10 protein-coding genes and 1 tRNA gene are annotated in these 11,433 nt (G+C 72.3%); 4 read left to right on the top strand and 7 right to left on the bottom strand.

Going from position 1 to position 11,433, the window contains the following annotated elements:
- Window positions 1-285 precede the first annotated feature (285 nt).
- Together J7E94_RS08715 and J7E94_RS08710 are read right to left on the bottom strand one after the other, a co-directional pair.
- Complete coding sequence (locus tag J7E94_RS08715) at window positions 286-510, bottom strand: DUF2277 domain-containing protein (RefSeq protein WP_215013788.1); 225 nt, start codon at window positions 508-510, stop codon at window positions 286-288.
- Between the two features lie 15 nt (window positions 511-525).
- Complete coding sequence (locus tag J7E94_RS08710) at window positions 526-1,188, bottom strand: hypothetical protein (protein ID WP_251056332.1); 663 nt, start codon at window positions 1,186-1,188, stop codon at window positions 526-528.
- A 1,144-nt stretch (window positions 1,189-2,332) separates the two neighbouring features.
- On the opposite strand from J7E94_RS08710, the gene J7E94_RS08705 reads away from it, so the two are divergent.
- On the top strand, window positions 2,333-2,938 hold the full coding sequence (locus tag J7E94_RS08705; RefSeq protein ID WP_215013787.1) for a hypothetical protein: 606 nt from the start codon (window positions 2,333-2,335) through the stop codon (window positions 2,936-2,938).
- A 397-nt stretch (window positions 2,939-3,335) separates the two neighbouring features.
- Here the strand turns inward: J7E94_RS08705 and J7E94_RS08700 are convergent.
- Window positions 3,336-3,410, bottom strand: a tRNA-Val gene (locus J7E94_RS08700).
- A 105-nt stretch (window positions 3,411-3,515) separates the two neighbouring features.
- Here J7E94_RS08700 and J7E94_RS08695 point away from each other — a divergent pair.
- From J7E94_RS08695 to J7E94_RS08685, 3 genes are all read left to right on the top strand, one after another.
- Window positions 3,516-4,760: a hypothetical protein gene (locus tag J7E94_RS08695; protein ID WP_308344729.1), complete on the top strand. Its 1,245-nt coding sequence runs from the start codon at window positions 3,516-3,518 to the stop codon at window positions 4,758-4,760.
- Window positions 4,761-5,055: 295 nt separating this feature from the next.
- A complete protein-coding gene (locus J7E94_RS08690) occupies window positions 5,056-5,619 on the top strand; it encodes a DUF4383 domain-containing protein (protein ID WP_215013811.1) in 564 nt (187 codons plus the stop codon).
- Window positions 5,620-5,668: 49 nt separating this feature from the next.
- On the top strand, window positions 5,669-5,884 hold the full coding sequence (locus tag J7E94_RS08685) for a zinc ribbon domain-containing protein (RefSeq protein WP_215013785.1): 216 nt from the start codon (window positions 5,669-5,671) through the stop codon (window positions 5,882-5,884).
- Window positions 5,885-5,911: 27 nt separating this feature from the next.
- On the opposite strand, the gene J7E94_RS08680 is transcribed toward J7E94_RS08685, so the two are convergent.
- Genes J7E94_RS08680 through J7E94_RS08665 form a run of 4 tightly spaced genes read right to left on the bottom strand, consistent with a single transcriptional unit; the run spans window position 5,912 to window position 11,263 of the window.
- A complete protein-coding gene (locus tag J7E94_RS08680; protein WP_215013783.1) occupies window positions 5,912-6,577 on the bottom strand; it encodes an O-methyltransferase in 666 nt (221 codons plus the stop codon).
- Window positions 6,574-7,404 (bottom strand): HAD family hydrolase, encoded by an 831-nt coding sequence (locus tag J7E94_RS08675; RefSeq protein WP_215013781.1) that lies wholly within the window; start codon window positions 7,402-7,404, stop codon window positions 6,574-6,576. The genes J7E94_RS08680 and J7E94_RS08675 overlap by 4 nt, the downstream gene beginning before the upstream one ends.
- Window positions 7,401-10,034, bottom strand: a complete 2,634-nt coding sequence (locus J7E94_RS08670) for a phosphoribosyltransferase (protein WP_215013809.1) — start codon at window positions 10,032-10,034, stop codon at window positions 7,401-7,403. Before J7E94_RS08670 ends, J7E94_RS08675 begins: the two co-directional genes overlap by 4 nt.
- A 53-nt stretch (window positions 10,035-10,087) precedes the next feature.
- Entirely contained in the window at window positions 10,088-11,263 is a 1,176-nt protein-coding gene (locus tag J7E94_RS08665) for an HpcH/HpaI aldolase/citrate lyase family protein (RefSeq protein WP_215013779.1), read from the bottom strand.
- Window positions 11,264-11,433: the final 170 nt, after the last annotated feature.

The following is an 11,433-nucleotide window of genomic DNA, read 5'->3' as shown; positions in this document are numbered from 1 at the left end:
CCACGAAAAAGGTAACGGGGAAGGCCGAAGGCCCCGAGTGGGACGGGACCAACGGCCTCGCCCGCGCGGGGCTCGCCGGGTTCCGTCCTCGCCGCCGCCTGTCAGCAGCCCGGCATCGGCGACGACCGGGCGCTCGTCCGGGTCCTCGCCGGCCGCTCCGCCCTGCCCCCGAGGACGTACGCCTCCCACTCCGGCCCCGACCCGGTACTCCCTGTCCTCGGCGAGGGCGCCCGCCTGATGCTCCTGGGCTCCCACGGCCGCGGCGGCGTGGCGCCCCGCCCGCCGTCACACGGTCGCGGCCTGCCCCCGTACGACCATCCCGTCGAGGAGCAGCCGGGTGGCCTCGGCGACGGCGTCCACGGCCTCCTCGAACACCTCGCGGTTGTGCGCGGCGGGCACCCGGAACCCGGACACCTTGCGTACGTATTGCAGGGCGGCGGCGCGGATCTCCTCCTCGGTGGCCTTCTCGGGGATGGCGGGCGGGCGCAAGGTCTTAATGGAGCGGCACATACCTCCACTATCGCGCTAGCGCGGCAGCTCGGCCCCGGAAAGTCTGAGGATCAGGGCAGCCTGCAGCCGCCCGCGCAGTTCCGGGTCCGCGACCTCCTCCAGCAGCCCGATGGCCTGCTGCGTGGATTCGGCGGCCAGCCGGTCCTCGCGCAGCGAGGCGGTCTGGTCGGCCATGTGCTTGAGCGCGATGTCGGCCCGCCGGTGGAAGAGCTGCCCGACCAGGGCGGTGACCAGCCCCACCGAGCTCGTCACGATGCCGAGGTACAGCTCGCCGCCGGCCTCGGCCTTCCACACGGCCAGTCCGATCCCGAGGAGCAGGATCGCCGTCCCGACCCCCGCGAAGCACTGGCTGGTCACGAAACTGCTGCGCGCCTGCGTGAGCCCGTAGGCGTAGTACTCGACGAGCAGGGGCGTGAAGTCGTCGCGCCGGTCGCCGAGCCGGGGCGGGGACTCCGATGGGTGCCGGATCCCGCCGACGTCGTCGAACTTCGGTGCCCTCAGCTCGGGAGGAGACTCGGCGGTGGCGGCGGGCTGCGCGAGGTGCGCGAGCAGCCGGGCCCGCTCCTCGGCCCGCTTCCTCTCGAAGCCGAAGCCCACCGCGCGGGGGAACACCACCAGTGCCGTCGAGGCCGCGGCCACCGCCACGACCACCCCACCCCACGCGAGCCACCCGCCCATCCCCCGACGATCCCATGCCCCGACCGTCCGGCATAGTGGCCGGAACCGGTCAACGGCAGCGGCTGGTTCCGCAGCTTCGGCGAGGGCAGTCATCACAAACGACGGCTCCACCCCGACCGTGCCGCGCTTTGAGGACGCGAAGGCCCGCTCCCGGGCGACCAGTTCGCCCTGGTCGACTTCGCCGCCCCGGACGGCGCGGCCATCCACCACATCGAGGCCTACAGCACCCTCATGACCGAACGCCGCCCGGCCCTCCACGCCGGCGGCACCATCCAAACGAACGCCGGCCCGGCGGAATTCAAACGCCGCTGACCACTAATAGCCCCAGCGCGGCTGCCCGCCGTCCTGCCGGCAGTAGATCATCCGCCCGTTCCCGGCGTGAGTGGACCGTCCGACATCGGCCTTCCGGCAGAACTGCCCCGCGTTGTAGCAGTTCCCGGCATTGGAAACGATCTCGCACTCATCCCCCGCAGACTCACTCGGCTCCTTCGTCGGAGCCTGGCTCGTAGGCCTCGGCGCGGCCTACGGCGAGGGCGCCTCCTGATCGACGGTGGGGTGCGGATCCGGCGAGGCAGAAGGCGTAGGTGAAGCGGAAGCCGAAGGCACAGCTGAAGGCACAGCTGAAGGCACAGCTGAAGTGGAGGCCGTAGTAGGCGCCGCCGAAACCAAGGCCGGCGGCGCGGACACGCCCGGCCGATCCCCTTCAGCGGGCCCACAGGCGACGGCGACGCCCGCCACGACCAGCCCCACCAGCGCCTGTCTCAAGCGCCCCGCACTTCGTCTGCCCATCGGTACCCCCATGCGAAGTAGCTGAAAGAGGCACATCATATGAACGACAGTTCGACCCTGCCGGGTTTCACCAAAACCGGATCACTACGCGCCCGGACCCACGGGCGGCGCACCCGCTTGGCGAATCGCGCAGTCGCCTCCACCCCGATCGCCGCTGAACTCGGAGGGTTCAACCGCACCCCGCGAGGCCCCGACCAAGGGCATCCACCCTCGTTGAGAGACAGCCGCGGACGCCAGCACCGCGCCTATGCGCGGCCTGTGCTCCCGTGCCCTCTTGCACGCCTCGCCCAGGGCACACACCGTGGTCGGGTGGCAGCTCGGCGTTTTCGACAACGCAGGGGGAGGGCGACGCACGGTGGCTTCGATTTCACCCTGGGCCAAGGAGACGTTCGGCGCTGTGGCCGGCCCGCTGGCCGAGACCATCCCGGCCTGCCTCGCGGAAGCCCACGCCAGGGCGCGTCACGCCCATGAACAGGTCCGCACGCGTACGCAGGAGGCGTACGGCCACGGGCTCCACGCAGCGCAGTACGAGACACTCGCCGCCGGTCTGACACCGATCGAGGGGGCGACTTCCCGACGACTCCAGGGGCGGACGGTAACGATCCTCGGCAGCAATGCCATCCTCCCGATCCGCTACGCGAAGAGGGACACCCCGGTCACCGAAGCGCGGCTCCGCAAGGCCTACGGCCTCCGGGCCGACCTGATCCGACGCCACGGCCCGAAGCCGATGCAGCCGGCACTCGATCTCGACCTGGCCGAGCTCGCCGAGGAGCACGTACATCCGGACGTGGCTCTCCTCCCGCCGGAGCTGCGGCTGATCATCGTGGCGTACGCCTGCTCGATGGAGCAGGGCGTCATGAGGGTCGAGTGGGGCTCAGCAGAACTGCTTCACGGAGACCGCCACCTCATCTGGCACCACCACGAGCCGCTCCTCCCCCCGGCCAACCCGCGCGCCGCCTAGCTGGGTGCGGTGCTCAGACCAGCCACAGCCGACCACCAACCGCACTGGCGTACAGCTGAGTCAGCAGACGAAGCATGGCGGATCGGGGGCTGTCGTGCCGCTACGAGGTGGGCCCGAGCCGCTGCCTTCTCCTCATCCACCCGAGCCGTAGCCGTGCGGTCGGCGGCCAGGCTGGAGCCCGGCCACGTCAGGGCAGAGTGGGCCTGGGCGAGGGGCCGCGCCCGGCGGGTGTCTCGAATGAAAGTAGAGGAAACGTACACGTACGTCACCAGGAGACGCACCGTGAAGCCATCGGGCACATGAACCCGGATGTTGCGGCACCCGGGCCCGCAGGCTGGTTGCCTCAAGAACTACGGCCAAAGGCCCCCAACCGGTACCGGTTGGGGGGCCTTTGTACTGGTGGGCGCGGACGGTTTCGAACCGCCGACATCTGCTTTGTAAGAGCAGCGCTCTACCCCTGAGCTACGCACCCGTGGATGAGTGGACAGCCTACATGGGGGGCACACCCCCCACGCAAACCCGTTCCAGTGGGAGAGAATGGTCCGGGGCAAGGCGGACGCGGTACGGGAGAGGGATTGTGACGACGGCATCCCGGCGTTGGTTCGGTGGGCGGGACGAGAGTCGGCGGGCGGATGCGCAGGCGGCGAAGGATGCCGCCGCCGCGGCGTTCTACGAGCTGGACAGTGCGCAGCGGGATCTGCGGATCTCGATCGAGACCATCGCGGCCGCCGACGGGTCGCCCGCCGCCCGGCAGGCGGGCGAGGGGTTCGCCGCGCTGGGGCAGCGGATCGACCAGGTCAGCCATGTGTACATCGAGGCCGTCGACGCGCATGACCTGGACCGGCCCGAGCTGGAGGGTTCCGTGGCGGCGCGGGCCCGGGACGAGCTGACGCGGGCGCGCGACGAGCTGGTGCGGGTCAAGGGGGAGCTGGACCGGTTCGCGCAGGGGATCCAGCCGCTGCTGGACAAGGCCGAGACCCAGCTCGCGCGGGTCGCGCCGGCCCGGGAGCGGGCGAAGGCGGCGCTGCTGGCGGCCAGTGACGCGCTGGACGCCGTACGGGCCAAGGGGATACGGGCCGATGACCTGGCCGCGCGGCTGGCCGCGCTGGGGCCGGAGCTGACCAAGCTCAACGAGGGCGCGGGCCGGCACGGGGTGCAGGAGACGGTGCAGCGGGCCGACCGGATCCTGCGGGACGCCGAGGCCGTACTGGCCGAGGTGGCGCGGCTGCCGGAGCGGGCCGCGGAGGTCGACCGGCGGCTGGTGAGCCTGCGGACCCGGGCGCAGGCGTTGCGCAACCGGGCGGACCGGGTGGATCCGGTGCTCAGCGAGCTGCGCCGGCGGTTCAGCGCGGCATGCTGGCAGGACCTCCAGCACGTCCCCGACCAGGCGGTACGGGACATCGCGCACGCGGAGGACCGTCTCCACGAGGCCGCCCAGGCGCGGGAAGAGCAGCGCTGGGCCGACGTGGGGAGCCTGATCGATGCCGTACGGGCCTCCCTGGAGGCGACCGACGAGGCGGTGTCCGCGGCGCAGGACCGGCTGACGCGGCTGGAGGCGGTGGCGCGGAACCCGCAGGCCGAGGTGGACCGGACCCGTTTCGCGATCCGGGACGCCCAGCGGCTGGCGATGGCGGGCCGCAGCGTGCCCGACCCGCGGCACGCGCGGCCGCTGGACGAGTCGGTGGCCCGGGTCGACCGGGCGCTGGCGGGGCTGGAGGGCCGGCATCCGGACTACTGGGCGTTCCTGCTGGAGATGCAGGACGTACGGGCAGCCGTCAACCGGGTGGTGAACGGGATCCGGGCCGAGCGCGGCCACGGCTGACCCGCACGGAGTTGTCCCGTGGCGTGCGGCGGCGGATGCTGGAGGTTCCGGGAACGGAGCAGAGGAGGGCGGTATGGCTGCCCACGCTTTCCACCGGCCTCGCGCGAGCCGCGCCCGCCCGCGCGCCCAGGCACGCCCCCGCGCCCAGGCACGCCCCCGCGCCCTGGCCCCCGAAGTACCGCATGAGTCCTACGCGCCCCATGCGCTGTACGGGTGCCACGAGCCCCATGAGTCCTACGCGCCGTACACGCCCCATGAGCCTCGCGTACGGAACGAGCCCCCGACCCCCCACCAGCTGCTGCAACGGGTCCTGCATCCCGTCAACGCCCGGCTGAACGAGCACCTGCCCGCCGATCACAGGCTCAGCAAGGTCTACCGGGTCGGCGCGGGCCTGACCGGGCTGCTGCTGGTCGCCTTCGGCATCCTGGGGCTCATCGACCGGATCGGTTTCTTCGACACCGGTGGAGACACGGTGCTCGCCCTCAACACCAACGGCGCGCTGAGCGTCCTGTCGATCTGTATCGGGGGGCTGCTCTTCGTCGGGATGGTGATCGGCGGAACCTTCGCCTCCACCCTGAACATCGCGCTCGGGCTGGCGTTCATCCTGAGCGGGTTCGTCAACCTCGCCCTGCTGGACAGCAGTTTCAACTTCTTGGCCTTCCACATCCAGAACGTGCTGTTCAGCTTCATCGTCGGCGTGATGCTGATGTGGTTCGGGATGTACGGCCGAGTGGGCAGCGCCCTGCCGCACGACAATCCGTACTGGCGTGCCCGCCACCCCGAGCAGGCGGCTCGGGAGCACCGGGTGGCGCGCGCCGGGTACGGACACGGGCAGGGAAACGGGTACGGACCCCGTTAGCCGGGGCGGGGGATACCCGTAAGCGCCCCGGCCGCTTAGCCTTGGCCGCATGCCTCGATACGAATACCGCTGCCGGACCTGCGACGACACCTTTGAGCTCAGCCGGCCCATGGCCGAGTCGTCCGCGCCCGCCGACTGCCCCGCCGGGCACGCCGACACCGTCAAGCTGCTCTCCGCCGTCGCCGTCGGCGGGACCAGCAGTGCCCCCGCGCCCGCTCGGGCCATGGGCGGCGGGGGCTGCTGCGGCGGTGGCGGCTGCGGCTGAACCGGAAGGGGCCGGCCCCGGACGCCGCTAGCGCTTGCGCTTGCGCGAGAGCGTGAGGCCGTCCGAGATCGCCAGCAGGACCGAGTCCATGCGGGAGTCCGCCGAAACGTGGTCGTTGAAGGCGCGGACGCCCGCCGCCGAGCCGGTGGCCGACTCGTCGAGGACCGTGCCGTGGTACAGCGTGTTGTCCGTGACGATCAGGCCGCCCGGACGCAGCCTCGGCACGAGCTCCTCCCAGTACGCGATCTGGCTCTCCTTGTCCGCGTCGATGTAGGCCATGTCGATGTGCGGTTCGGCCGGCATCTCCCGCAGGGTCTGCAGGGCCGGCGCGATGCGCAGCTCGATGCGGTCCGCGACGCCCGCCGCCTCCCAGGCCTCCCGGCCGTACGCCGTCCACTCCTCCGAGACGTCGCACGCGATCAGGCGGCCGCCGTCCGGAAGCGCCTGGGCCATGGAGAGGGTCGAGAAGCCGGTGAAGGTGCCGATCTCCACGATGAGGCGCGCGCCCGTGAGCCGGACCAGGAAGGCCAGCAGCGGCCCCTGCTCCTCCGCCGACTGCATCCCGGCGACGTCCGGGAACGTGGCGTACGTCGTCTCCACCAGCCCCCGCTGGATCGCGTCCAGCGGGGGGTTGTGGTCGAGCACGTACCGGTAGAGCTCATCCGTGATCTTGGTGCTGTTGCCCTTGGTCATGCGCCCAGTCTGCCGAGTCGCCCCGCCTCGCGGGTGAACGCGCGGACCATTTCCTCGCCGGCGAGGACGCCCGCCGTGGCCAGGGCCGTGACCGACGGCGCCGTCCAGCCCGCCTCGGCCAGTTCGCCGTGGCCCGGGCGCCATCCCGCGTCCGCCGCCAGCAGCAGGTCCGCGTCGAGGAGGGAGTCGCCGGCCGCGAGGGTCGTGGTCGCTCCCGTGCGTCGGGCCACCTCGCGCATCGCCGCGCTCTTGGTGAGCGGGCGCGGGACGGCGTAGATCTTCCGGCCCTGGAGGGAGACGGTCCAGCCGCGGCTCTCCGCCCATTCCGTCAGGGACTTGAGCCATTCGTCGGGGACCAGGGCCCGCTCGACGACGAGGTACGCGAAAAAGTCCTCGGCCACCCGCGCCTTGCGCAGCCACGCCGGGTCCGCCGTCGCCAGGAGGTGGGCGTGCACCTCCTCCAGGGGGGCGCACTCCTGCGCCAGGCGCGCCGCCACCTGCCGCCGCCAGTCCCGGTCGGGCACCCCGCCGACCAGCAGCTGGCCGCCGTTGGCGCAGATCGCGTAGGGAGCCGGGCGGCCGGGGAAGCGGATCCGCTGGTACTGCTTGCGGGTCCGCGTCGTCGTCGGGACGAAGACGACCGACGGGTCCGCCGTCAGCTCCGCCAGCAGTGCCGCCGCCGTCTCCGTCATGTAGGACAGCGGCTTGCTCTCGTGGACCTCGACGCACAGCAGCCGCGGGGCCACCGGGTCGGGCATCGTCAGGCCGAGGGCCGCCGTCGAGTAGATGAGCGTACGGTCGAGATCACTGGCTACCAGGACAGTCACTTCGAGGCCACAGCCTTTCCGTCGGCGCCGGTGGCGCCGCGTGTGAATCGGGGGTGGATGAGTCCCACGCACGTGTACGGCAGTCCGTCGACCTCCTCCACCGGGACCCCGCGCTGCTCGGCGAGCAGCCGTACGTGGTCCAGATCGGCCCCCGCGCCGCGCTGCGCGAGGATCTTCCACGGGACCCGGCGCAGCAGCACCCGGGTGGTCTCGCCGACCCCGGGCTTGACGAGGTTCACGTCGTGGATGCCGTACTCCTCACTGATCCGCTCGACCGCCGCCCAGCCCTCCCAGGTCGGCGTGCGGTCGGCCGCGAGCAGCTCCTTGACCTCCTCGCCGACGGCGTCGGCCACCTCGTCGAAGTGGGCGGCGACGGTGTCGACGAAGGCCACGGAGACATCGGCCCCGGCGAGCTCGCGGTAGAACTTCGCGCCGTGGAAGTCTGCGGGTCCGACCAGGTCGGACCTCAGCACCGTACGGGAGACGAGACCGGAGACGGTGGAGTTGAGGCAGGCGGAGGGGATGAGGAAGTCCTCGCGGGTGCCGTACGTCTCCACGCACGAGCCGGGGTCGGCGAGGACGACGATCTCCGGGTTGAAGCCCTCGAACTGCGCGAGGGCGGCCTTCAGCTCGCGCGTGATGGCGCCCTTGCCGGTCCAGCCGTCGACGAAGACGACGTCGGCCGGGTCGTGGTGGGCGGCCAGCCAGCGCAGGGCGTTGGCGTCGATGCCGCGGCCGCGCACGATGGAGACGGCGTAGTGCGGCAGGTCCAGGCCGTGCCGGGCGTGCGCCCAGCGGCGCATCAGCACGCCGACGGGAGTGCCGGCGCGGGCGAGGGAGACCAGGACCGGGGAGGGGGAGCGCTCGGCGAGGACGGTCTCGGTGACGGTGCCGACCGCGCGGGCCATGCGGGCGGCCGAGGCGGCCAGGGCGCTCTGGTAGAGCTCCTGGTACTGGGGCGACGGCTGGTACTCGACGGGCAGGGACTCGGCGTAGTGCGCGCCGCCGGCCTGGATGGCCTCCTCGCGCTCCTCGGTCGGGGCCTCCAGCTCGACGTCGGAGAAGTCCTGGAGCAGCCAGCCGACGTCCCCCGGGGCGTAGGAGGAGAACGCGGGGCCGCGCAGGGGCTCGGGCATGATCGGCTCCTGCCGGTCGGGTACGGGCGTCGGTACGGGCATCGGTACGGGCATCGGTACGGAGGTCGGTACGGGGGTCGGTGCGGGGGCCGGTACGTAGGACGGTACGGAGACCAGCAGGACGCGGCCGGTGTGCGGGGCGAGGGCCGCGAGCAGCCCGGTGCGGAGTTCGGGGGTGTCCCCGGCCGAGTCGACGACGGCGACGACGGCGTCGAAGCCGGCGCCCGCGACGTTGTACGCGTAGCGGTCTCCGGGGCCGTCCGCCGGGGCGTCGTGGGCGGGGAAGACGAGGCGGGTGCGGATGGCGTAGCCGGGGTCGTCCACGGCGAGGACGGGTGAGCGGGTGGTGGTGGAGAAGCGGACCTCCCGGGCGGCGCCCGACTCCTCCAGCGCCTTCGCGAGGCGCAGCGGGGTGTACATCAGCTCTTCGTTACCGAGTACGAGGACCCGTCCTGGCCGTTCGCCCAGCGCGTCGGCGAGCCGGCCGGTCAGGGCGGGGAGCGCCGCGTTCAGCGCTTCCCGGTGCGCGGGGGTGAAGCCGTGGCGGCCGCCGTCCGGGAGGCCCGCGGGCCAGTCGAGGGGGACGCGCTCGCCATGCGGCTGCGGGCCGCCCGCCGGGGCTCCGCCCGAGACCCCGCGCCTCAACGGCCGGCGGTGCTGGATGGCGCCGGCCGGGACCTCCAGGGCAGACCCGGCACCGTCAGCCGCGGGCTGGGGCTGGGGCTGGGGCTCGGACTCGGACTCGGACTCGGGCTGAGGCGTGTGGGCGAGCGCTTCGTACTCCTCCACCAGCGCCTGGCCCTTCGCCAGGACTCCCTCCGGGAGGGACACCGTGCCCGAGGCCAGGGCGATCAGGTCGACGCGGGCTCCCAGTTCGGCGGCGAAGGCCGTGAGGCGGGCGCGGTCGGACGGGGAGCGCATGTCGACGAGGGCGACGACCACGTAGTGCGCGCGGGGGTGGCGGGCGTGCAGGTCGCGGATGGTGTTCAGGACCGTGTTGCCGGTGGAGAACTCGTCGTCGACCAGGACCAGCGGGCCGGTGCCCGCCAGGAGTTCGGGGTCCTCTGGCAGCAGCAGGTGCGAGGTGGCGTGCGAGTGGGCCTCCTCGAAGCCGCCCGCCGGGGCGAGCCCGGCGACCGGGCGGCGGGTGGAGTGCAGGTAGGGGGCCGGGCCCAGGCCGTCGGCCACGCAGTGGCCCAGCCCGGTGGCGGTCTCGGCGTAGCCGAGGACGACCGCCGAAGCGGCCCCCTCCGGGCCGAGCAGCTCGCGGACCCGCTCGCCGAGCCCGTAGCCCGCCGCGTACACGGCCGCCGGGGACTGCGGGACGTGCTTGCCCAGCACCTGCGAGACCAGCAGGTGCGCCCGCTTGGGGTTGCGGCGCAGCGCCAGTCCGAGGAGTTCCGTCAGCCGCGGACCCCCCGCTGCCTCCTCGGCGTCCTGCAGCCGGACCCCCAGCCGGTCCGCGACCCATGTTCCCGACCACACCGTGTCGATCGTCTTGCCTTCCCTCGTCCTCGTCGTCGTCCTCGGGTTCGTCAACGGCCCGCTCACACCTGGAGCCCGGCCGTGAGCAGGTCGACGAAGCCGACCTCCTCCCTCGCCACACCGAAGACCTCGGCGCGCAGCATGGTGCGCTCCGCCCAGGCCCGGTGGGGCTTCACCTCGTTCATCTTGTTCGTGTAGGCGGAACGCATCACTCCGCCGCCGCCGCGCTCCGGGCGCAGGATGTCCTGGGCGTCGCAGAACTCCTCGTGGGAGACCACCGACAGCGCGTGCACGGGCGTCACGTGCGCGGGGTGGATGCAGGTCTTGCCCAGGAGCCCGTTGGCCCGGTCGAGTTCGATCTCGCGCAGCAGCCCGTCCAGGTCGTGCTCGATGAGCGCCGTGCGCAGTTCCTCCACACCCTCCGCGAGGAAGGGGCTCCGGCGCAGCTGGGGCTTGAAGAGGCGCTGCTGGCTGCGGAAGTACTCCCACACCGGACCGGTGACCGTGAAGCCGGTGCCGTCGGCGCGGCTCAGGACGTTGACTACGTCCGCGATCACGCCGGCCACGATCTTGACGTCGTAGGCGGTCATGTCGGGGGTGCGGCGCAGTCCGTAGGCGGAGCAGAAATCGGTCACGCCGAGCCGCAGGGCCAGCACCCGCTCGCGGTGGCTGTTGACCGTCCGGGAGATTCCGGCGAGGGTCCCGGCGCGCGTTTCGAGGTGGAGGAGGTCGGGGGTCTCCAGCACGGGCATGGCATACAGCCGGGCCAGCCCGGCGGCGGTCTCGGCCTGGGCCACGGCGTCGAGGAAGGCGCTGCCGCTGCTCTCGTTGAACTTGGGTAGTACGAATCCGGCCAACCGCCGCACCGAGCCGCCGAGGCGGCGCACCAGGTCCGGTATCTGCTCGGGCGTGCGCACGCGGATGAACAGCAGCGGGAGTTCCGCGGCGTCCGGTCCCCCGGCGTCGAGCTCGGCGAACTGCCGGACGAGGTTCTCCTCGGCTCCGGCGACGTCGCCGTCGCTGATCGAGTCCTCCAGGCAGAGGACCATGGAGACGACCCCGCGGCCGGCCTGCTTGCGGATGTCCCCGGCGAGCTGGGGGCGGGTGGCCGGGCTGTAGAGCGTGGCACCCAGCGCCGCGGCGAGGGTGCGGGCCGGCGAGGCACCGGTGAATTCCGCCGGTTCCTGGTGGAAGAGGTCCTTACGGACGGTGGGCGATATGTGCCCGAAGTGACGCATGTGCTTCCCCCGTACTGCCTCGGCGGCCCAACTGGCGTGGCCGGTAATAGTACGTACGAACGTCGGTCAAGAGTTCCTCAAGCACATGAAGTTCAGGTAACCCTCTTGCACGATGCCCAGCTCTCGCGTTCAGGACACGGCTCTACGGGGGGCCGCATTGTCCCGGTCCA

This window comes from Streptomyces sp. ISL-94, from assembly GCF_018614075.1.
GTDB lineage: Bacteria > Actinomycetota > Actinomycetes > Streptomycetales > Streptomycetaceae > Streptomyces.
This window is presented reverse-complemented; position numbering and strand designations above follow the sequence as displayed.

Bases quoted from the DNA above. Each gene is read 5' to 3' on its own strand.
- J7E94_RS08710 (WP_251056332.1), bottom strand. From the start codon at position 1,188: ATGGGCGGGTGGCTCGCGTGGGGTGGGGTGGTCGTGGCGGTGGCCGCG.
- J7E94_RS08685 (WP_215013785.1), top strand. From the start codon at position 5,669: ATGCCTCGATACGAATACCGCTGCCGGACCTGCGACGACACCTTTGAG.
- J7E94_RS08665 (WP_215013779.1), bottom strand. From the start codon at position 11,263: ATGCGTCACTTCGGGCACATATCGCCCACCGTCCGTAAGGACCTCTTC.
- J7E94_RS08715 (WP_215013788.1), bottom strand. From the start codon at position 510: ATGTGCCGCTCCATTAAGACCTTGCGCCCGCCCGCCATCCCCGAGAAG.
- J7E94_RS08680 (WP_215013783.1), bottom strand. From the start codon at position 6,577: ATGACCAAGGGCAACAGCACCAAGATCACGGATGAGCTCTACCGGTAC.